Here is a 21,026-nt window from a genome sequence, read left to right as displayed (position 1 = left end):
ATTTAAGTTTTTGAAAGCAGCATACTTAGGTACGCTGTTTTCTTTTTTATTATAGGTGGGTGTTCACAAACCTGTCAATAATGCCTTCACAAAAGAGACAAATATTATTCACAGTTCTGTTATCCATTTACTTTAAGAATAAAAGTATAATAATAATGTAGATTTCTGAAATTTTTATATTAAAATTAATTAATTTGTTTGAATTAATAACTAAAATCTAAAGTAGCATTTATGTCGCAGCCTAAAGGAATGGACCAATTATGAAAGTTCTAAATAACAATAAACATATAAATATCCTTTACATAATGATTTTAGTCCTTATATACTCCCTTATCTTACCGATTAAAACTCATGCCGAAGATCCTCCTCCTAAATCCCCTCCTTCCCTTTTAATTAGCAATGTTAAAGTAGAAGGAGATGAAACTACGATTACTGGGACTGTATCTGATGATCAGACACCCTTAGAAAATATCACAATACAATTATTTGATTCGAAAGATCAACCACAATTTGATTCTCCTATACACCCATCTACAGATGGAAATTGGACAATGAAAAAAGTATTAACGGAAAAAGCAAGCAACTATTATATTAAAGCAAGCGACAACTTAACTGAATCTGACAAATACCCATTAAATGATGCCCGTCTTCATATAAAGTCGCTTTCCATTACAGCTTTTATTACGCAGAAAAAAGTAGTAGTGGATGGAAACGAAAAAATAGAAGAAGTGACAAAACCACTCGATGTCATGAAAAATGATGATTTAACCCATATCTCGTTGAACCCAACCATGACGGTGGAAGTCAGTAATAACGATGCTTTGAATCAGCTTATTCTTGACTATCCAAATCAATATTGTCCAATTACAGTTTTTAATAAAGAAAAGCAAGTTTCCGGTGACATAACAATAAATGCCCAAAACCAAATTGAGCTAAAATTGAAGGACTTATCACCAAGTACAACTTATTATATTCTCTACAATTCCTCCTATGTGGATGACGAGGGTAATCCTCCATATCCGGTTATTAGGAAATTCACTACAGTCAGTAATACAATTAATAATTTATTTTTATATGATCAAAAATACAAATCTGATTCGGGTGATTTTAAGGACTTATCTGATTGGACAGAGCAGCCACATGGATACTACACAAATAATGTAAATAACTGCTCCATTTGCCATAGTCCCCATTATGGGGATAACAAAAGCTTAGAGATTAAAAACAGAAATACCAAAAACTTAGAAAATAGTTATTGTATGGCCTGCCATGATGGTACCTCAGCGCCCGTCTTTGAAAATGTTAGTTCAGATATTAAGTCAAAGCATGAAACTCAGCAATTAAGCGGTCATGAAGAGAAATCAGGTACGTGTACAGCCTGTCATAACCCACATCTTACTTGGAGTGAAGGGAATCCAAATTTATTACAGGATCATTTTGTATATAAACATGAGGATAAAGATGAGGTTAATGCAGGAAAAGTTGGAGAAATTGACAGCAATAATCAGCTTTGCGAGAAATGCCATGAGTTAAACTCTAACTATTTTAAAAATCTAGCAAGACAATTAGCATCTGAAAAAGATCCAAAGGATCCGGATCCATATAAAATTTCTCATTATCAACAGTTTTCAGCCGTTGGGCAAAAGGAAAATTTCGACTTATGTTTCACCTGCCATAATAACGAAAAAGAAACGAAAGTTGGCACAAAGGATATTCTTCAATATTATCAGGATAGCGATTCTAAACACAAAATAACTGCAATTGACGGCAGTCAGCTGAATGGATACTTACCTTGCTCAGAATGTCATGAAACGCATAAATCCACAAATCTCATGCTGTTAAAAACAAAATTAGGTCACGAAGATCAAGATTCTGAACCTTTCTCCTTTATATCTGGAGAATGGAGTGCTAGCAGTGAACGCGAATTCTGTTTGAAATGCCATAATAGCAAAACTGCAATTTTTGGGGTAACGGGTAAAGCACTAGATGATTCAATTCAGGGTCATAAAATAATAAGTGAAGGAACAAAGGAAGAAATTCAAAAAGATATAGAAAGTAAGGCATGTTCAAACTGTCATGGCGGGGAAAGCAAGTCTTTTATCGAGGCTGCCCATGCTCCTAAAAAATCAACAGCACAAATTACACCATAAAAAATAACAAGTTCATATTCCTATACTCCTATTTACAAAAAGGAGGCTGTCATTCACTATGCAAACCATAGCTTTTTGACAGCCTTTTTGCTTTTAAGCAAGTATATCTTTAACGGAAAAAGAAAATTCCTGAAAAATATGCGAGGTGAAATGGTCCTCTTCATTGTATATCACAGGCGTCTTATAAAATTTTTCATCTAGGATATACTGCTCGATTATAATTTCGTTTGGGTATATCAAGAGATATTCTTTTACGCCATGTTTTTGGTATAGATTCATTTTTTCAATTCGGTCTCTTTGCCAAGTAGAAGGAGACAAGACCTCAATTACTAAATCCGGGGCCCCTTTGCAACCTCTATCATCCAATTTTGATTCGTCACATACAACACTAATATCAGGCTGCACAACGTTAAACTCCTCGTCATCCTCCGCTGCGGATAAGCGAATATCAAACGGGGCCGTGTACACTTCACATGTTTTCCCTTTTAAAAACAAATAAAATTCTCCTGCGAGATTTGTCACAATACGTTGGTGTTGGCGCGATGGTGCGGCTTGCATATAGGGAATGCTTTCAATTATTTCATAACGTGGTTCATCTGGCCAAGTTAGATACTCAGCATATGTTACTTTCTTGGGATGAGGTTGATTAATACTCATTCGAGACACCTCCACTTTATACATATAGTTTAACACCAATCCTTAATTGAAAAACATCGGAGAGATGAAAACTCCCATTGATTTTTCATACTGTCCCCTATCCTATCTATTACAGACACTTTCCGCTTGAAACCTCCCCAAACTAGCTTCAAGTGCACAATTCTACCATGCCACAATTGCTCCGTCGGTCCGCGACTCGGTACCTCCCATTAACACACCGGTTTCCGGATCGCGCCAGATGATTTGACCGCGGCCAAATCCCCCTGTATCTAATGCCATCTCGATTTGATGCCCCTTCCGTACCAGAGCATGGGCAAGATGCTGCGGAAAATGCGGCTCAACCTGAACCTTCTTCCCTTCCAACCACTGCCACCTTGGAGCATCCAACGTTGCCTGCGGATTTAGACCGAAATCAATCGTGTTCATAACAACCTGAAGATGCCCCTGCGGCTGCATATAACCGCCCATCACGCCAAATGGCCCGACGGCCTGACCCCCCTTTGTCAAAAATCCCGGGATAATCGTGTGGTATGTCTTTTTCCCCGGCATTAACGCATTTGGGTGTGACGGATCTAACGAAAAATCATGTCCGCGATTTTGCAGGGAAATTCCGGTGCCTGGCACCACTAACCCGGAACCGAAGCCCATGTAGTTGCTCTGAATAAAGGAAACCATGTTTCCTTCACCATCTGCTGTGGCAAGATAGACCGTGCCCCCGCTAGGAGGCTTGTACGGGAGTGGCAGCGAGGCTTCTTCAGCAATTTCACTCCGTCTGATGGACCCGTATTCGTCGGAAAGAACGTCAGCTAGGTTCATTTTCATAAAAGAAGGGTCTGTGATATGTGCCTTTCCATCTGTAAAGGCGAGTTTCATCGCTTCGATTTGTTTATGGTATGTATTGACGTTTTCCTTTTCGGTGAAGTTGAAGCCCTTGACAATATTTAATGCGAGAAGGGCAACAAGTCCCTGTCCGTTTGGCGGTATCTCCCAGACATCGTAACCACGGTAATAAACCCTGATTGGGGTCACCCATTCTGCACGGTAACCGGCAAGATCTTCTTGAGAAATGAACCCATTATAGTGTTCGGAAAAAGCGGCAATTTGTTCCGCGATTTCACCACGATAAAAGCTTTCGCCGGCTGTATCGGCAATAGAGCGTAAGGACGATGCATGACCTTCCGAACGCCAGATTTCCCCCACCTTTGGTGCTCGTCCCTTTGGGGCAAAGGTTTCAAACCAGTGCTGGAACTCGTCTCTTGTTAATATTTGTTTGTAGCGTTTATAGGCATAATCCCAGTATTTTGCCAAAATCGGTGTTAGCGGGTAACCATATTCAGCATACTCGATCGCTGGCTTTAAAACCTCATTTAAGGACAATCTTCCAAATTTTTTTGAAAGCTCCGCCCAGCCGGAAGGAGCACCAGGGACGGTAACAGGCACCCAGCCATAGGCAGGAATTTTGTTATAGCCCTTCGCTTTTACCGCTTCAATGGTCAAGGTTTTTGGGGCAGGACCGCTGGCATTTAAGCCATGCAGCTTATTCTTGGTCCATACGAGCGCAAATGCATCACCGCCAATCCCGTTAGAGGTTGGTTCTAACACGGTTAATGCCGCTGCAGTCGCAATTGCTGCATCAATGGCATTTCCACCTTTTTTGAGGATATCGAGTCCTGCTTGGGCGGCAAGGGGTTGGGAGGTTGCGACCATTCCTCGTCCCGCAAAAACGGTAGTCCGTTGAGATGGATAAGGATGATAATGAAAATCAAAGTCCATTGCCAACACCTCTTTACTTCTATTCACTCTATTATACTGAACATTCTGAAATTGATATATTAAAAAATAAAAACGCAGCCTAAAGATTCGGGGCTGCGTTTCTCTTTTTATTAGTGTGCTTCGATTAATCCATAACGGCCATCTTTACGTTTGTAAACAACGTTTGTACGGTTCGTATCTGCATTGGTGAACACGTAGAAACTATGACCAAGCATGTTCATTTGTAGGATCGCTTCTTCACTGTCCATCGGTTTTAAGTCAAAGCGTTTTGTACGAACCAATTCTAGTTCGTCATCGTCAAAATCGTGAGACTCTGTATTTTCAGCAGTTGCAAAGGTGATTGGAAAATCGCCTTTTTCGCGGAATTTACGGTTCACTTTTGTTTTATGCTTGCGAATTTGACGCTCAAGCTTGTCAGAAATGAGGTCAATCCCCGCATACATATCTAAATTTGTTTCCTCTGCACGAAGGACGAGATGTGGAAGAGGAATCGTAACCTCTACTTTGGAAGTTTTATCTTGATTGAACCTTAGGTTAACATTAACCTTTGCTTCAGGTGCTTCAGTAAAATACCTTTCTAATTTTGAAATTTTCTTTTCAATATACTCGCGAATTGCTGGAGTTACCTCAATGTTTTCACCACGAACGTTATAATTCATAAGTGAACTCCTCCTTTTTTTAAAACTATGTAAATACATTTCTATTTTACCCTATGAATATCCTGCTAAAACAGTACATTATTTTGTCGATTTGATGACAAAAACAATGCATATATAGTAGCAAACATGTGTTTAGCGGAATGTGTGTGGGTAAATTTGGGTAAAATGGATAATTTATTTTAATTAAATTTTAATATTATATAGGACAATTTACCACTTATATGCCCATAGAATAGGTTACAAAGGATAAAAAATGATCGGAGGCATCCAAATGGCTCAGCAAGAAAGAAAATTACTCGCATGGCATGAAACAATGGAATTACATGAAATTGTTGCGTTTCAATCCATTGGGTTAATGAAACTGAAAATGTCTTTTAAAAAGGTTGAAGACCAGGAATTAAGAGAGCTTTACAGAACATGCATTGGGGAGCTTGAAGGAAACTTAAATGAACTTCTTCAATTTTACCCTTCGGCACCGGGATATCAGGGGAGAGAGGCAGAAGCCCGTCAGGATGTCAGCTTTTTTGCAGCCGATTTGCTGGCTCTCTCTAAAGAGTTAGTCCGTTGCCTGGCAGCCGCCATTACGGAAACAGCAACACCTGCGTTAAGAAAAACCTTTACCAATCAGCTGATTGCTGCAATCCACGGGCATGAACGGGCCTATAACTACATGCACAAACACGGCTATTATCCTTCCTATGATTTAGGTCCTTTGCTTGGGCAGGATGTTCACAATGCACAGCACGCGCTTAGAATGAAATATTAGTGTTTTGAGGTGGCGACACACAATGCTTGCCACCTTTATTTGGCAACTATCTTCCAAGAGTCAGCGATTGAATACCGGCTGCTCCTTCTTTTTTAATAAGCTTTGCAGCATGTCTAAGGGTTGAACCGGTTGTGTATACATCATCGATTAATACAATGTTTTTTCCTTGGATATCAATTTGCCGATTAATTGCGAATACTTGTGGAAGATGAATCCGTTCGGATCTGCTTTTTTTTGATTGTTTTTCAGAGTGAACCCTAGTTAACAGCGGTGTTGATGTACAACCAGCCTCTAATAAAAGAGCCTCTGCTTGATTAAAACCTCGTTCATAGAGGCGCTCCTCGCTTAATGGAATTGGTACGACCACATCTGTTTTCATTCTTTGAAGCACTTCATGAATTTGGTTTGCAAATACCTTCGCAATGATATAATCACCGCGAAATTTAAATACAGCAATCACTTCTTTTAAAAAATCATTGTAAAGATATAATGATGTGTTTTTATCGAGATGCCCTTGCCACTCTGGATCCTGCTCCCACCGCATGCAATCATGACAGAGGTCCCCATGACGAAATTTCTCATCCAAATGACGGAATGGCCGGCAGCAAATTCTGCATGTTTCCCCAGCTATTTTTTCAAGTTTGCAGTCACAAACAGGGCACAGGTATTGATCTTTTTCTGGCGAAAAAATCGCCCTCCATCCAATGATCGGAGGGATTGGTTGATGGCAAAGATAACAACGTTCCTGTTGGAAAAGAATCACCGGAATTCACCTCTTTTTAATCGATTAGTCCCTTTTTAACTCCTTCTCGATTCATAAAAACAATTTGTTGCTTTGCTTTTAGCAACTCATCCGTTTTACCATAGTGAAAAAAGGTAACCACCCCTGTTGGATGGGCCGCACTTCTTCCTGCCCTTCCAGCAATCTGGACAAGCGCGCTTTCAGTAAAAATATCATCCTCAGCACCAACAACGGCGACATCGATGTTGGGAAAGGTAACGCCTCGTTCAAGGATCGTTGTCGTTAAAAGTAATGGAATTTCCTTTGCCCGCATTTTTTGTACCTTTTCCTTTCGTTCCGGGTCTTCTGCATGGACGGCTTCAATATTTGGGGCAAACCGGCGTAGGATCGGGAGCGCTTTTTCCATCAAAGGAATATGTGGAAAAAATATGAGTGATTGTTTATTACTTTCAATTCGATGTTTTATCCATTGAAGCACATTTGCGGGTAGTTTGTTATTATGGAGAGTCTTTTGCCAGTTCCCACACCAGACAAATTGCGGGACTGGAAGCGGATGTCTATGGAATCGGGCTGGAATCGTCGTATAGGCTCTTTTTCCCTGCCGGCATTCTTTCTGCCATTTTTGATTAGGGGTGGCAGTTAAATAAATCATCGCTGAAACTGGTTTTCGCGCCAGTACAGCCGCATGCTGGAGTGACTCTTCAACGGTATAAGGAAAAGCATCCACTTCATCAAGTATTAGGGTATCAAAGGCATGGTAGAACCTTAGCAGTTGATGTGTGGTCGCAATGGTGAGCGGTGCGTAAAGATGACGGTCCTTGCTCCCGCCATAGAGGGAGGCAACATCGATACTAGGAAATGCCGCTTGAAGACGGGGAGTAAGTTCGAGAACTACATCTGTTCTGGGGGTAGCAATGCAAACTCTTTTGCTTGAGGCTAGTGCAGTCTCGATCCCATGGAACAAAACTTCGGTTTTCCCCGCCCCGCATACTGCCCATACCAAAAGTTCATGATTTTGCTCAATTGCTTCAACCACCTTGTCGGATGCAGCTTGTTGCCCAGCTGAAAGTTTCCCTTGCCATTCCATGATCTTTCCGGGGAGTTTTATTTCCGGCGGGGGACCATTCCAGCCGATAAGAGGGGTGCATTCACTTATTCTTCCCATCATAATACAGTGGCGACAATAGAGGCATATTTCGCCGCATCGTGCGCATGGAAAGCGGGCGAACCATTGCGGGTCCTTGTTTCCACAACGAGCGCAAATCGGCTGTTTACCGAGGTAATCAATGCCTTTACGGTAGGTTACATAGCCTTGTTCATAGTGAACTTGCAATTCCTTCAATGGGATGTCGTCTGTGAGAAGCTGTTTGCCGGTAAGAAGCAGTTGCAGTTCAGGGTTAAAGTGAAAGTTTGGGTTAGGCGGTGGCTGCGGGATGTTGGGGATGCTGGAAATCGGCAAGGAATCTTCCTTTTGCGGGCAGAGGATATTGTTTTTCAATGCGAAACGCATGTGGGCACCTTCTTTTTGGGGATTTTGTTAAGGTGTTGTTGAGGAGAGTTCGATGAATTCATTTTACAAATTCGACAGGAACTGATTCATTCCTGCTTTTGTCGAACATTTTTTTTGAAGCTCCGAGTGCACTTGTTAAATGTTCCGTTTGACCCGATATATGTTCCAAGTTAAGCAATATATGTTCGCTTTTTTCGATTTTATGATCCAATCTTATTTTTAATAATCAAAAAGCCAGGCGAAAGCCTGGCTCTGGTAATTTCCCCTTCCCTTTAAGACGACGGGGCTCATTTTATGCAGATTCCCGGGTTTATTTATTACCAATTTTAGAAGAGGTGAAACTTTATGTTCCAAGTTGAACGTTTTATGTACCGTTTGACCCTATTTATGTTCCAATTTAACCAATATATGTTCCCATTGACTGATTTTATCTTCCAATCTTACTTCCGCATCCAGCCCATCCCCATTGCACCTTCGCCTAGATGGGTACCGATTACAGCTCCAAAATAGCCAATTAAAAATTCAACATTCGGATACATCGCTGATAACTCCGCTTTCCACTCATGCGCTTCCGCTTCGCGGTTGGCATGGATAATGACAGCCCGATAGGATGCACCCGTGGCCGCATCCTCCCCTAGCAAGTCAGCAATCCGCTTCATCGCTTTTTTGCGTGTACGGATTTTTTCAAAAGGCACAATAACCTTATTTTCAAAATGGAGCAGCGGTTTCACCTGAAGCAGGCTGCCGATAAAGGCTTGAGCGCTTGTAAGGCGTCCCCCTCGCTGCAAATGGGAAAGATCATCGACCATAAAATAAGCCTGGGCTGATTGCTTCAGGTCTTCAAGGCGAGCTATGATTGTATCCGCATCAGCACCTTTTGACGCCATTTCCGCAGCTTCAATCGCATAAAAGCCTTGAACCATACAGCTGATCTCTGAATCAAACGGATAAACCCTTATCCCTTCTACCATCGTTCCTGCCGTGACAGCCCCCTGGATGGTTCCGCTGATGCCACTTGAAAGATGGATGCTGATGACCGCATCATACTCCTTCGCTAGTTGTTCAAATAGCTCGACAAACTGGCCGACTGGCGGTTGTGAAGTAGTTGGCAAACCTTTTTCCTTTACTTCTTGGTAAAATTCCTCTGCGGTTATGTCAACCTCTTCCTGGTAAGCCTCATTTCTGAAAATAACGTTTAACGGGACCATATGTATATTCCATTTATCACGTAATTCCTTTGGGATGTATGCAGTACTATCCGTGACAACTGCTGTTTTCATAACAAAATACCATCCTTGTCTAGACTATTGTTTTTCCATTTTATCCGAAATCCGGCTATTTTGCATTAATTATCTAGGTATTAGAATGGCACAATGTGTAAATTTACACTTCAACCGCTATGGATCGGACTTTATCCGCGAATGTAGCCCTTTTATCCGCGAATCCAACTACTTTATCCGCGAATTGAAGCCCTTTATCCGCGTATCAAATATTTTGATATGAAACCCAAAAAAGAACACGCCCGAAAGCGTGCCCTCTCCAAATGTATTTTAACGCATCTATGCGTTATCGAACTTCTACCCAGCCATTTTTAATGGCAACGACAACGGCCTGTGTACGGTCGTTTACGTTCATTTTTTGCAGGATATTGCTGACATGGTTTTTAACGGTCTTTTCACTGATGAAAAGGGCTTCCCCGATTCCGCGGTTACTTTTTCCATCAGCAAGCATTTGCAGCACTTCACATTCACGGCGCGTTAACAAATGAAGCGGCCGGCGGATTTCTACCGTTTGAACGTATGAGCCTCCAAATACCTTTCCCGCTGTTAAACGGCGGTATTCATTCACTAGATTATGCGTAACCTTTGGGTGTAAATAGGAGCCGCCGTCAGCAACGACGCGAACTGCATCGATGAGGGCATCGGCATCCATTTCCTTTAAAAGATACCCTTGCGCACCAGTTTGAAGTGCATGTGTAACATAATTTTCATCGTCATGAATCGATAAAATAATGACCTTTGTCTCCGGGTATTTTTCTACAAGCTCTTTGGTTGCTTCCACTCCGTTCTTTTGTGGCATATTTATATCCATGATGACCACATCTGGACTGAACTCTTGGACAATACGAACCGCTTCGTTGCCGTCATCCCCCTCGGCTACAACCTGGAACGTTTTTTCGAATTCGAGAATCCTTTTTACTCCTTCTCTAAACAATTGATGATCGTCGATAATGGCAATTTTAGTCGTCAATTTCTTCGCCTCCCTAATCCTTGTAATAAGATTTTGTTGTTTAAATCGCTTTAAGTTCTGGTTAATTGATTCCTATTCAGGCAGCGGAACATGAATGGTAACAGCGGTTCCCTTACCAATTTTTGATTCAATCATAATTTCGCCATCCAGCAAGTCGACCCGTTCCTTCATACCCATAATACCAAAGGATTCAGGTTTCTTCTGACTCGTATCAAATCCAGCACCATTGTCCTTAATAAGTACTTTAATGGCTGTCTGAGTCATTTCTAATTTTACTTTTATTTCGCAGGCATTGGCGTGTTTTAAAGCATTCTGCACTGACTCTTGGATCATTCGGAATAATGCGACCTCGTACTTAGCTGGAAGACGATGTTCTAGTCCAATATTCACAAAATGAATTTTGGAGTGATTATGATATTCTTCGATAGTAAGCAGGTATTTTCTGAGGGTAGGAACTAATCCTAAATCATCCAACGCCATAGGACGAAGGTCGTAAATTATCCTGCGAACCTCGTAAAGTGCTGAACGGACCATTTTTTTAAAACTATGAATCTCTGAAAAAGCATCCTCGGGTCCGCTCTCCCGATACACCCGCTCAATTAAATCCGAGCGCATAATCACATTGGCAAGCATTTGCGCGGGACCATCATGGATTTCCCGTGACATCCTCTTCCGCTCTTCTTCCTGAGCCTCAATTATCTTTAAGCCGAAATCCTGCTTCGCTTTCGCATCCTCGAGCGCAACGCCCATTTCACTCATTAAATAATTCATTACAACGGAGATTTGCGATATCAGATGCTCGGCCCGGTCAATGGTATCATCCAGTGCCAGCAGTCTTCGTTCAAGATCATCTCGTTTATCCAATAGCTGCTTCTTGTATTGCCAATTAATAGTGAGGTCCATTTGAAGCTGGTGCGCTTTTTCGTACGCCTCCCTGACTTCGCCCTCCGAATAATGTTTAATGTTCATACTCACTTCAGAAAGCCTTGAACGCGCCTGCCTAACCTGTTCCTCAAGGGAGTCGCCTTCACCCGAGAGCTTCTCCACCATATGCTTAATGGCTTGGAGCTCATCCCTCATGCTGTCGTAATCCTGGCGGCACTGCTCTTCAATTTGAAATATATCCGTTTTACTGGAAGTAACGGTTTCAATCATTTTTTCACGAATCTCATCAATCGACTTCATATTAAGTTTTTTTATCTTCATAAAAATGCCTCCATTAAGAAGCTTTGTGTACCCTGTTATTTGTCCTTAGAACAAAGGCTATTTAACATATTTTACCTTGAATTGTATTAATATAGAAATTTAAAGGTAACTAACCCCTCAAATTTCGTAAAAAAGTTGTATAATAAGAATACTATTTCTAAAACTTTTTTACTATTAAAAATAAGCCCTAATCAGGTTTACACTATCAAACATGTCTTATTATACCATGCTAAGGTTACACATATATTAAAGTTATATTACACAAGTCATTTTTTCAGAAAAATTGAAGGAGGCTCACGTATGCTGTCCCGCTACTATACAGTAAAAGAGTCCGAAGAACATGAAATTGTTATTCAAAAGTCCCGTTTTATTGCCCATATAAAAAGAGTTGAAACAGAAGGAGCTGCACAGGATTTTATCCAGACGATTAAGAAAAAACATTGGGATGCAACCCATAATTGTTCCGCCTATCTAATTGGCGAAAACGATCAAATACAAAAAGCCAATGATGATGGCGAACCCAGCGGCACGGCTGGTGTACCGATCCTCGAAGTATTAAAGAAAAAGAATTTGAAGGATACAGCGGTTGTCGTCACCCGTTATTTTGGAGGAATTAAATTAGGAGCTGGCGGACTGATTCGTGCGTATGGAAAAGCAACTTCAGAAGGAATTGCTGCAACTGGTGTGGTTGAGCGGAAATTAATGAAAGTCATGCATGTTACTGTCGATTATACATGGCTTGGTAAATTGGAAAATGAACTGCGTTCTTCTGTTTATACGCTCAAAGAAATTCATTATTTAGATACAGTAGAATTTGAAGTTTTTGTTGAGGAAGGCGAAATTGAGCAATTCAGCACTTGGATAACAGAAATGACCAATGGACAAGGTAAAATTAGCGAAGGGGAAATACTTTACCTGGAGGAAGATATTTAAACGGCTGACCAATACTGGATTGGCCTTTTTTTCATCTGAAGTACATCTTTTTTACAAATTTCAACAATATACAACATTAAATTTACGATTTACAAAAAATTTCATTTTACCAATCTCCTAAAATATTATAGAATTAATCATGGTTCTGTATGTTTTCATACAGTATTTTACAATGAAAAGGAGATCATCTATGTCTGCAAATAGACAAGACCGTATAAATAAAAAATCTAAGAAGAAAAGAAAAAGACTTTTAGCCTGGATCTTATTGCCTATATTAGTCATTGGACTCGGCGGTGCAGCTTATGCCACTTTCCTTTATAACAAAGCAGAATCGGTAATGAATAAATCATATAAGCCGATTGATCGGGAATCAAAACGTGTATTTAAAAATGTGCCGGTAGAAAACACTTCGATCCTTTTTATTGGAGTCGATGACAGCAGTAAACGGAAAGAAGGAAACCCTCGTTCGGATGCTTTGATGGTAGCAACTTTTAACAAAAAAGATAAATCCATTAAGCTACTAAGCATCCCCCGTGATTCTTATGTTTATATTCCAGAAAAGAATATCTACACAAAAATCACGCATGCACATGCCTATGGCGGGGTAAAGCTTACACTTGATACCGTTGAAGAATTACTTGATATGCCAATTAATTACTATGTAAAAATGAATTTCAATGCGTTTATGGATATCATTAATGCCCTAGGCGGAATTGATGTTAATGTTCCATATACCTTTACGGAACAGGATTCTCAGGATCATAAGGGTGCCATTACCTTACAAAAAGGAATGCAACATCTGAACGGGGAACAAGCATTAGCTTTAGCAAGAACAAGACATTATGACAGCGATATTTATCGTGGAAAACGACAACAGGAAATTATGAAGTCAATTCTCTCACAGGCAACTTCCGTTAAAAATGTAACCAGTTATTCAAAGGTAATCGATGCAGTTGGTAAAAATATGACAACAGATTTAACATTTGATCAAATGTTATCGTTCCTAAACTATATTAAAGCAGGCGGTTTAGATACTGAGTCACTTACCTTAAAAGGTCAAGATTCACGGATTAACGGGATTTATTATTATCGATTAGATCAAACTTCATTAGATGAAACAAAGTTAATCTTGAAAAACCATCTATTAGGAAAAACTACTACGTCTTCAAGTGATACTACTGGAACAAGTCAATAATAGAAAAAACCCGGCTGACACCCTCAGCCGGGTTTTTTCTATTTAATTTCTCCAAAATAAAAAGGACCCGCTTAAAGGCCCTTTCATTATTGACGATTTCTTGCTAATACCTGGACAATTTTTAGTAAGGGTTTATAATTTGCATTGATTAAGCCAATGCTTTCAACGATCAATTCAATTGCCAGCAAAATGATAATCAGCATTAAAATTGATCCCCATACCGTTGTCATCGTAAAGATGACTGCGGCTAAGCCGAACATTGCACTCATGGCATAAATCAACAATACCGTTTGTCGGTGGGTGAAGCCCAGATTAAGTAAACAATGGTGTAAATGGGATTTATCCGGAGCCGATAACGGATTTTTATTGTAAAGGCGACGCACAATTGCAAAAAATGTATCTGAAATTGGAACGCCTAAAATAATAACAGGAACAACAAAGGAGATAAACGCTACGTTTTTAAAACCTAATAAGGAAAGAACAGCGATCATATACCCAAGGAAAAGAGCTCCTGTATCTCCCATGAAAATCTTCGCGGGATGGAAATTAAAAATAAGAAATCCTAATGTACTTGCTAATAATATAGCACCCATCGTCATGACGTACGGATCGCCCATGACAATCGCCATTGCAGAAATCGTGATTAATGCAATTGATGAAACACCAGCGGCTAAACCATCAAGTCCGTCAATCAGATTAATTGCATTGGTAACACCGACAATCCATATGACGGTAATCGGTACGCTCATGGCACCAAAATATAAATTCCCGCCGAATGGCAAGTTAATAAAATCAACTTGGACGCCGCCCCAATAGACAACAATGAGGGCTGCTGCAATTTGTAACAAAAACTTTAATTTTGCCGATAATTCATAGATATCGTCTAAAACACCCGTAGCTAATATGATCACACTCCCTACCACAATGGCTGCGTGATATTGACTATCTGGATGCATGAGGAGAAGCCCTAGAAGGAAGCTTACAAATATCGCCAAACCACCTAACCGCGGCATAATCTTCTGATGGACTTTTCGTTGGTTCGGGTTGTCTGTTGCTCCTACCTTAAAGGCCAATTTCTTAATAATTGGTGTGATAAGAATGGAGCATAAAAAACATAATAAAAAGGTCAAATAAAGCATAAAGACCCTCCTTATGAATATAATGCCCCTTTCTGAATTTTAGAACCAAGGCATATTTTTCTATTGATACAACGTGTATATTATAGCACATAGATTTTAGTTTGGTCTAAAAAAATCGTATTGTAAAAATAATGTCAAATAACCAGTTTTTTGAGCGATTTTTGTAACATAGGGTCCGTAATGGATCCTTTTTTTTATCCAAGATTTTTATATACAGCAAGGACGCTATTACGAAAATTTTCAATGGTGAATTGTGTGGAAGCATGGTTGTAAAGATTCATACCTATTTCCTTTAGCTTACCCTTTTCACGGAAGTGAATGGCTTCTTTTATCGAATAAAGCAATGGTTCCTTTTGATTAACCGGAACAATCCAGCCAAACTCTTTTGAAGGGATTAATTCACGAACACCGCCGACATCGGAGGTGATGATGGGTTTTTTAGCCCGAGCGGCCTCCAGCAAAACAAGTGGAAAGCTTTCACTAAAGGAAGCAAGTAATTTAACATCACAGATTTCGTATAAAGCATGAACATCCTGACGTTGTCCTAAAAAAAGAATATGGTTCTCAATTCCCAGCTGCGAAACAAGATGTTTTAGTTCTGTTTCTAAGCTGCCCGTACCCACAACGAGCAATTTGACATTGTCATGCAGACGGATTAATTCCTTGATAACCTCAAAAACAGTAGAATGTCCTTTTACCGGGCATAATCTAGCAACCATAATGATTAAGAAGTCATTGTCCACGAGGTTTAATTCATAACGCGAGATCTTTTCTGTCCAAAAGGTTTTTTTAAAATCAATACCATTAAAAATGGGGGTGATTTTATTTTCATTAATACCTTCGGCGACTAATAAATTTTTAAATCTTTCGGAAATGGCTAAAAAATGATCTGGTTTTTTTAATGCCCATAAATGAAGTGCTGTAAACATCACACCTGGCAATCCTCGGCCAAGAAAGTCATGGCGTGGGTTGCTATGGAGAGTAGTGACCCAGCGTAAGGCTTGCCTTTTTCTTTTTAAAAAGCAGCCGTAAAAATTAGCCCGCGGCCCATGGGTGTGAACAATATCAATCATCTCTCGATCAATTAATGATATGATTTTTTTAAGAAGGGTAAGATCCCATTTTGATTTTTGGTGAAATAGAACGACATTAATTCCTTTATTGATTGCTTTCTCATACATAAGGCCCTTTTCAAAAAGACCTAAAATGATTTCGGGTTCTTGATCATTTTCAAGCAAATCAAGAATATGAACCATTCCCCCGCCGGTTTCCACCCCAGCATTTAAATGAAGCACCTTCACCCTTCTCACCTTCTGGTTCAATAAATTGACGACTTTTTTCGATAAAAAGTTTCATCTATTATTGTTTATTACCATAATGGCGGAAAATCATGTACGTTAGATTTATCCAAGAGGATGATGCCTATAAAAGTCTTTCCAGTACCAATTACCTTTTTACCTTCAAAATCTCCACCAAGAACCTTGGTAAAGCCAGCATTCTTCTCCAACGGGATGGCTGTTTCACGAGCCGGTAAAACCATTCCAGGTTTAGCTTCTGCCAAACAAGAGGGGCACGCTTAACCTCCCCCGCAAGGACATCAATGCTTCCGCCAACCCCCATAAATATCCCCTTTGAAAACGTCGCATAATGAGCGGAAATCCACTTTTCCTGCCGCGGAAAGCCTAATGCCACAAAAACAATATCCGCATTGGCTGCTTTGATTTCGTCTGCAATCTTGTTCTCTTTCCCTTTAAAATACCCATTGTGGAAGCCGGCCATCACCAAATGAGGGTACCGCTCACAGATCGTAGCAACTGCCTTCTTATTCGTTTCCTCCTTGCCGCCCAATAGGTAAATACGCCAGCCATTCTGGTTGGCTAACTCCAAAAGCCTTATGGTTAAATCATAGCCAGTGACCCGTTCCTGAATCGGCGAATTTAAGATTTTAGCGGCTAAAATAATCCCAGATCCATCCGGAACAACATAATCGGCCTCCTGGACAATTTTCCAATAATCCTTGTCCTCTCTAGCATACATCACAATTTCAGGATTGGCGGTTACGACGAACGTTTTAACACCCTTAGCAATCCGCTCCGTTAGCAAATGAACAACCTCATTAAAGCCTTTATTTAAAAAATTGATTCCCAAGATATTTACGTTATTTTTCATATGTAATCCTCATTCTTTCATATCCTTACATATAACCTGTTCCATTATTGACCATAATGGCTAATGAACCATTTGGCAAGTCAAAGACGGTGACTTTTATGAAAATGATTAAATCAGTTGGAATTATAACGTTAATCGCGATTGTCAGCAAGATTCTCGGGTTCGGCCGTGACCTATTGATGGCGGCTTATTTTGGCGCATCAACCGTTACTGACGCCTTTTTTGTTGCCTCAGTTATTCCTGTCCTGCTATTTGCCGCTGTCGGAATGGCGATTACCAGCGGAATTGCACCGATTTATGCTGAAGCAAAGGAAAAAGGCAAGGAGGAAGCTAGCAACATCATTAGCGTCTTGGCAACACTGTTTATCACGTTGTCCGTTTTTCTAACGTTCGTATTCTATTTAGTGACACCCTTAATAACAAAAATGATTGCGCCAGGCTTCAGTATCCAACAAGCTGAACTTACCAACCAACTAACAATGATTATGCTGCCGAGTTTTTGTTTTTTTGTCCTATCAGCGATTATGACCGGGATCCTTGAATATGAAAAAGTCTTTGCACCACCAGCGTTTATTGCGATACCACAAAATTTATTTGTGATCATTACGATTATATTTTTAACCAAACAATATGGGATTTACGGTGTCGCAGTTGCAACGCTTCTTGGTGCCGTCAGTCAATTTTTCATTCTTTATCCTTTTATAAAAAAATATCAGGTTTTTTACGTTAATTTCGCCTTTAAAACGTATCAGAAACAAATCTTTAATACCCTTAAATTATTTTCACCTATTATCATTGCCTCTGGGGCCTATCAAATCAATGCAGTGGTAGACCGAATGGTGGCATCCCGACTTCCCGAGGGCAGCGTTTCGGCATTAAATTACGCCAATAAATTAATGTACCTGCCCCTTAGTATACTCCTATTATCCCTGATTACCGTGATCTTTCCATCGGTCGTTGATTCTGCAGTTAATAGGGGTGTGGAGTTTGTCCAATGGGTATTCAAAGGAATTTCATTAATCACCTTTGCAGCAATTCCAATTGCGGTTGTGATGCTTGTCGAGAGCGGAATCCTAGTGGAACTCGCCTTTAAAAGGGGAGCTTTTGATGAAACCGCAGCTATGATGACCAAACAGGCCTTTTTCTTTTATACCTTTGGAATGGTCTTTATGGCATTAAAGGAGTATTTGAACCGCTGTTTTGTCGCCCTAAAAGAAACAAAGGTGACGATGACATGCAGTATCCTCTCGGTTGCATTAAACATCGTTTTGAGCGTCATTTTGGCTCATTTTATTGGCGTTGGCGGGATTGCCCTGGCCACCGCGATTGCCATGCTGTTTCAAACTTTATTATTATTTTCCAGCCTTTCTAGTCATGTCCCAATTGAAAAAACCGCAAAGGTATCCTTTGGGAATGGCTTGTGGAAATTACTCATCCTTTTCGGGATTGTCTTTATGATTTCAAGGCTAACAGCGTTTATTCTACCGGTAACAAATTCAATTCTCCATCTAAGTCTCGTTACAATGGTTACATTTGCTGTATTTACAGCCTTTGCGCTTCTCCTAAAACCACAAGAAATTCTCGGATTGATTGCCATTGTAAAAAGGAGAAAACAAAAATAAAGGGAATCCGCTCCATGGCGGTTCCCTTACATTCCCTTCTCTCCACTCTGATCCTTAAGAATCGTCAATAAATAAGCCAGCAGCAGTCCTAAATAGATACTTACCCCGGGGGCCGTTAAAACGTGTCCCGCAGTAAAAGCAATCCCTAATCCCAAAACGGCACCTGACGCGATTAATACATTTCTTAACATAAAGCTTTCCGGAAGATTACGCAGGGCGTAACGTCCTGTTTGAACCATTATCCAAGCAAGCGGGGTAAAGTATAAAATAAACCCGAATATTCCCAACGAATAAAACACATCGTGGAAATCCATTTCAATCAGCTTTGGTTGTTGCGGATAATTTCCCCCATACCCCATTCCAAACAGCTTTTGCACGATGGGAGCGTCTCTAAAGTATTGTTTCTGTATGGATAGGAAATGTTCCCTGCCGCTCAGCACCAAATTTTCCATTTGGATAACAGGGGTTCCTGTGGTTCCAGGAGTCTCTGATTTAACCTTCTCCACATCCTTCGATTGATTCGCTTCAACCAAATTCAAATGCATATTCATATTTCTAGCGATAGAGGAAAACGGAAAATAACAAGAGATTCCAGCGAATAGTGCTATGAGCATAATTGGCTGTAACCAACCGGAACGATTTTTGACTAATCCAAACAGGGACATCACCAGGGCCAAAAGCAAGACGATAAGGATTGCCCCAAAACCAACCTTCGTCCCTAAGGCAAACAACGAGTATATGACAAGCAACACCGAAATCCAGGCCCAGTTTGTTTTTTGGAGGGCAGCCAACACCACTACAGGAAAACCCATCGCCAAGATCGCTCCGATTTCATTCCCGGCATAAAACCAGCCCACATGCCCTTCTTTTCCCCATGAATAACTGTTAAATGCGGTTCCGGTTAGTCCGGAAACAATCATGATTACTCCCACCATTGTCATCGCGATCACAATTACATCAATCGCCTTATGCCTTCGGATTCCTCCTTCCCGGCTAAATAGAACAAAAGAAAAGAGCAGTGCCATATTAAAATAAACAAGTTTAATTATGTATTTAACTTCAACTGAAACCGAAAATATGGGCTTATCATATTGATTGATGAGTAGGTGAATCACTAAAAACCCTGCTAGCAGGAGGAAGTAATATCTCACTCCTTTCGAAAAAAACATTGCATACAACCCCATAAATACAAGAAAAGCCAAACGAATCAATATTCCCGTGGTAAAGTCCTGTCCCCGCAGCCGTAGCGATAACGATGTAAATAGATCAAGGATGGGCTGTAAAACAATATAAATAAGGGTAATCGTGATAACAATTGAATTCTTTGAAGGATTGATTTTCAATCGCCCCCCTTTGCTAAGAAGTATTACTTTTAATATTTACATTTAGAAAAAGAAAAAACCTAAAACGGAAGCTAATCCCAGCTAACCATTTTAGGCTTTATGAAATATATTTTATACTGTTGCCAAGCCGCTTTGTTTTCGCATTACTTCTTCGCGGAATTTCTTTTGTTCTTCATTGGTCATCGCTTTATATTTTTTTAGGAACTTTTCGTAATTGGCTATAACCTCTGTTACCGTACCATATTCCTTAATTTCCCCGTACTCTAGCCAAATGGCTTTATTACAAAATTCCTTTATTTGTTTCATTGAGTGGCTGACAAAGAAAATCGTTTTGCCTTTCTCCTTAAATTCAAACATTTTGTTCTTTGATTTTTCCGCGAAGGCCTGATCCCCTACGGACAATGCCTCATCGACAATGAGAATATCGGGGTCAACGGTAACAGAAATAGCGAAACCGAGACGTGATTTCATTCCGCTTGAATATTTTTTTACCGGCTGATCAATAAATTTCCCAAGGTCCGCAAATTCAATGATTTGAGGCTCAAGTTCTAAAATTTCTTTCTTTTTAAAGCCAAGCATTAAACATTTTAATTCAATGTTTTCTCTTCCAGTTAATTGGTTATCCAACCCTGAGGAAATCGCAATAATTGAAGTAGTACCGTGCGATTGCACTGTTCCTGTAGTAGGCGGGATAACGCCGGCAATGATATTCGAAAGGGTTGATTTCCCAGAACCGTTCACCCCAACCAAACCAATTACATCACCTTGATTGGCTCTAAAAGAGATATCTTGAAGTGCATAAAAATCTTCACCGTAGCCTCCTGGTAAAATTACATCCAGCAGTTTTTCCTTTGGTGATTTATGCATTTTATATTTTTTAAAAACATTTTTGACAATTACCGTTTCTGTCAT

Annotated in this window: 18 protein-coding genes; 5 read left to right on the top strand and 13 right to left on the bottom strand. The window is 40.2% G+C overall.

Going from position 1 to position 21,026, the window contains the following annotated elements; translation table 11 throughout:
• Positions 1 to 260 precede the first annotated feature (260 nt).
• The gene (locus M028_RS0122890) at positions 261 to 2,150 is read left to right on the top strand and encodes a multiheme c-type cytochrome (RefSeq protein WP_026575914.1); all 1,890 of its coding nucleotides are present in this window, start codon (positions 261 to 263) and stop codon (positions 2,148 to 2,150) included.
• Between the two features lie 93 nt (positions 2,151 to 2,243).
• Here M028_RS0122890 and M028_RS0122885 read toward each other — a convergent pair whose 3' ends face one another.
• The 3 genes from M028_RS0122885 to hpf form a co-directional block, all read right to left on the bottom strand.
• A complete protein-coding gene (locus M028_RS0122885) occupies positions 2,244 to 2,807 on the bottom strand; it encodes a Uma2 family endonuclease (RefSeq protein ID WP_026575913.1) in 564 nt (187 codons plus the stop codon).
• Between the two features lie 162 nt (positions 2,808 to 2,969).
• On the bottom strand, positions 2,970 to 4,580 hold the full coding sequence (locus M028_RS0122880; protein ID WP_026575912.1) for a gamma-glutamyltransferase family protein: 1,611 nt from the start codon (positions 4,578 to 4,580) through the stop codon (positions 2,970 to 2,972).
• A gap of 110 nt (positions 4,581 to 4,690) precedes the next feature.
• Positions 4,691 to 5,239 carry a ribosome hibernation-promoting factor, HPF/YfiA family gene (hpf, locus tag M028_RS0122875; protein WP_026575911.1) on the bottom strand — a complete coding sequence of 183 codons (549 nt, stop codon included), beginning with the start codon at positions 5,237 to 5,239 and terminating at the stop codon, positions 4,691 to 4,693.
• Positions 5,240 to 5,510: 271 nt separating this feature from the next.
• On the opposite strand from hpf, the gene M028_RS0122870 reads away from it, so the two are divergent.
• Positions 5,511 to 6,005: a spore coat protein gene (locus M028_RS0122870; RefSeq protein WP_026575910.1), complete on the top strand. Its 495-nt coding sequence runs from the start codon at positions 5,511 to 5,513 to the stop codon at positions 6,003 to 6,005.
• A gap of 46 nt (positions 6,006 to 6,051) precedes the next feature.
• On the opposite strand, the gene M028_RS0122865 is transcribed toward M028_RS0122870, so the two are convergent.
• The 5 genes from M028_RS0122865 to M028_RS0122845 form a co-directional block, all read right to left on the bottom strand.
• Complete coding sequence (locus tag M028_RS0122865; protein ID WP_026575909.1) at positions 6,052 to 6,768, bottom strand: ComF family protein; 717 nt, start codon at positions 6,766 to 6,768, stop codon at positions 6,052 to 6,054.
• A 16-nt stretch (positions 6,769 to 6,784) separates the two neighbouring features.
• Positions 6,785 to 8,257, bottom strand: coding sequence for a DEAD/DEAH box helicase (locus M028_RS0122860; RefSeq protein WP_026575908.1), 1,473 nt, complete (start codon positions 8,255 to 8,257; stop codon positions 6,785 to 6,787).
• A 440-nt stretch (positions 8,258 to 8,697) separates the two neighbouring features.
• On the bottom strand, positions 8,698 to 9,537 hold the full coding sequence (locus M028_RS0122855) for a DegV family protein (protein WP_026575907.1): 840 nt from the start codon (positions 9,535 to 9,537) through the stop codon (positions 8,698 to 8,700).
• 286 nt (positions 9,538 to 9,823) lie between these two features.
• Positions 9,824 to 10,507, bottom strand: coding sequence for a response regulator transcription factor (locus M028_RS0122850; RefSeq protein WP_026575906.1), 684 nt, complete (start codon positions 10,505 to 10,507; stop codon positions 9,824 to 9,826).
• A gap of 72 nt (positions 10,508 to 10,579) precedes the next feature.
• Positions 10,580 to 11,713 carry a sensor histidine kinase gene (locus M028_RS0122845; RefSeq protein ID WP_026575905.1) on the bottom strand — a complete coding sequence of 378 codons (1,134 nt, stop codon included), beginning with the start codon at positions 11,711 to 11,713 and terminating at the stop codon, positions 10,580 to 10,582.
• 300 nt (positions 11,714 to 12,013) lie between these two features.
• On the opposite strand from M028_RS0122845, the gene M028_RS0122840 reads away from it, so the two are divergent.
• Positions 12,014 to 12,646, top strand: a complete 633-nt coding sequence (locus M028_RS0122840) for a YigZ family protein (RefSeq protein WP_026575904.1) — start codon at positions 12,014 to 12,016, stop codon at positions 12,644 to 12,646.
• 190 nt (positions 12,647 to 12,836) lie between these two features.
• Positions 12,837 to 13,841 (top strand): LCP family protein, encoded by a 1,005-nt coding sequence (locus tag M028_RS0122835; protein ID WP_026575903.1) that lies wholly within the window; start codon positions 12,837 to 12,839, stop codon positions 13,839 to 13,841.
• An 86-nt stretch (positions 13,842 to 13,927) separates the two neighbouring features.
• Here M028_RS0122835 and M028_RS0122830 read toward each other — a convergent pair whose 3' ends face one another.
• From M028_RS0122830 to M028_RS0122820, 3 genes are all read right to left on the bottom strand, one after another.
• Positions 13,928 to 14,980, bottom strand: a complete 1,053-nt coding sequence (locus M028_RS0122830) for a glycosyltransferase family 4 protein (protein ID WP_026575902.1) — start codon at positions 14,978 to 14,980, stop codon at positions 13,928 to 13,930.
• A 194-nt stretch (positions 14,981 to 15,174) separates the two neighbouring features.
• Positions 15,175 to 16,281, bottom strand: coding sequence for a glycosyltransferase (locus M028_RS0122825; protein ID WP_026575901.1), 1,107 nt, complete (start codon positions 16,279 to 16,281; stop codon positions 15,175 to 15,177).
• Between the two features lie 145 nt (positions 16,282 to 16,426).
• The gene (locus M028_RS0122820) at positions 16,427 to 17,149 is read right to left on the bottom strand and encodes a WecB/TagA/CpsF family glycosyltransferase (RefSeq protein WP_026575900.1); all 723 of its coding nucleotides are present in this window, start codon (positions 17,147 to 17,149) and stop codon (positions 16,427 to 16,429) included.
• A 98-nt stretch (positions 17,150 to 17,247) separates the two neighbouring features.
• Here M028_RS0122820 and murJ point away from each other — a divergent pair, with 98 nt between their 5' ends.
• Positions 17,248 to 18,771: a murein biosynthesis integral membrane protein MurJ gene (gene murJ, locus M028_RS0122815; protein ID WP_026575899.1), complete on the top strand. Its 1,524-nt coding sequence runs from the start codon at positions 17,248 to 17,250 to the stop codon at positions 18,769 to 18,771.
• A 26-nt stretch (positions 18,772 to 18,797) separates the two neighbouring features.
• On the opposite strand, the gene M028_RS0122810 is transcribed toward murJ, so the two are convergent.
• Both M028_RS0122810 and tagH read right to left on the bottom strand, forming a co-directional pair.
• Complete coding sequence (locus M028_RS0122810; RefSeq protein WP_051591209.1) at positions 18,798 to 20,114, bottom strand: O-antigen ligase family protein; 1,317 nt, start codon at positions 20,112 to 20,114, stop codon at positions 18,798 to 18,800.
• Positions 20,115 to 20,225: 111 nt separating this feature from the next.
• The gene (tagH, locus tag M028_RS0122805; RefSeq protein ID WP_026575897.1) at positions 20,226 to 21,026 is read right to left on the bottom strand and encodes a teichoic acids export ABC transporter ATP-binding subunit TagH; all 801 of its coding nucleotides are present in this window, start codon (positions 21,024 to 21,026) and stop codon (positions 20,226 to 20,228) included.

The sequence above is a fragment of the Bacillus sp. UNC438CL73TsuS30 genome, assembly GCF_000482325.1.
In the GTDB taxonomy this organism is placed as follows: domain Bacteria; phylum Bacillota; class Bacilli; order Bacillales; family Cytobacillaceae; genus Neobacillus.
This window is presented reverse-complemented; position numbering and strand designations above follow the sequence as displayed.

Excerpts from the sequence above, each read along its gene's own strand:
- M028_RS0122890 (WP_026575914.1), top strand. The coding sequence starts at position 261 with ATGAAAGTTCTAAATAACAATAAACATATAAATATCCTTTACATAATG.
- M028_RS0122885 (WP_026575913.1), bottom strand. The coding sequence starts at position 2,807 with ATGAGTATTAATCAACCTCATCCCAAGAAAGTAACATATGCTGAGTAT.
- M028_RS0122880 (WP_026575912.1), bottom strand. The coding sequence starts at position 4,580 with ATGGACTTTGATTTTCATTATCATCCTTATCCATCTCAACGGACTACC.
- hpf (WP_026575911.1), bottom strand. The coding sequence starts at position 5,239 with ATGAATTATAACGTTCGTGGTGAAAACATTGAGGTAACTCCAGCAATT.
- M028_RS0122870 (WP_026575910.1), top strand. The coding sequence starts at position 5,511 with ATGGCTCAGCAAGAAAGAAAATTACTCGCATGGCATGAAACAATGGAA.
- M028_RS0122860 (WP_026575908.1), bottom strand. The coding sequence starts at position 8,257 with ATGCGTTTCGCATTGAAAAACAATATCCTCTGCCCGCAAAAGGAAGAT.
- M028_RS0122855 (WP_026575907.1), bottom strand. The coding sequence starts at position 9,537 with ATGAAAACAGCAGTTGTCACGGATAGTACTGCATACATCCCAAAGGAA.
- M028_RS0122845 (WP_026575905.1), bottom strand. The coding sequence starts at position 11,713 with ATGAAGATAAAAAAACTTAATATGAAGTCGATTGATGAGATTCGTGAA.
- M028_RS0122840 (WP_026575904.1), top strand. The coding sequence starts at position 12,014 with ATGCTGTCCCGCTACTATACAGTAAAAGAGTCCGAAGAACATGAAATT.
- M028_RS0122835 (WP_026575903.1), top strand. The coding sequence starts at position 12,837 with ATGTCTGCAAATAGACAAGACCGTATAAATAAAAAATCTAAGAAGAAA.
- M028_RS0122830 (WP_026575902.1), bottom strand. The coding sequence starts at position 14,980 with ATGCTTTATTTGACCTTTTTATTATGTTTTTTATGCTCCATTCTTATC.
- M028_RS0122820 (WP_026575900.1), bottom strand. The coding sequence starts at position 17,149 with ATGAAAAATAACGTAAATATCTTGGGAATCAATTTTTTAAATAAAGGC.
- murJ (WP_026575899.1), top strand. The coding sequence starts at position 17,248 with ATGAAAATGATTAAATCAGTTGGAATTATAACGTTAATCGCGATTGTC.
- tagH (WP_026575897.1), bottom strand. The coding sequence starts at position 21,026 with ATGACAGAAACGGTAATTGTCAAAAATGTTTTTAAAAAATATAAAATG.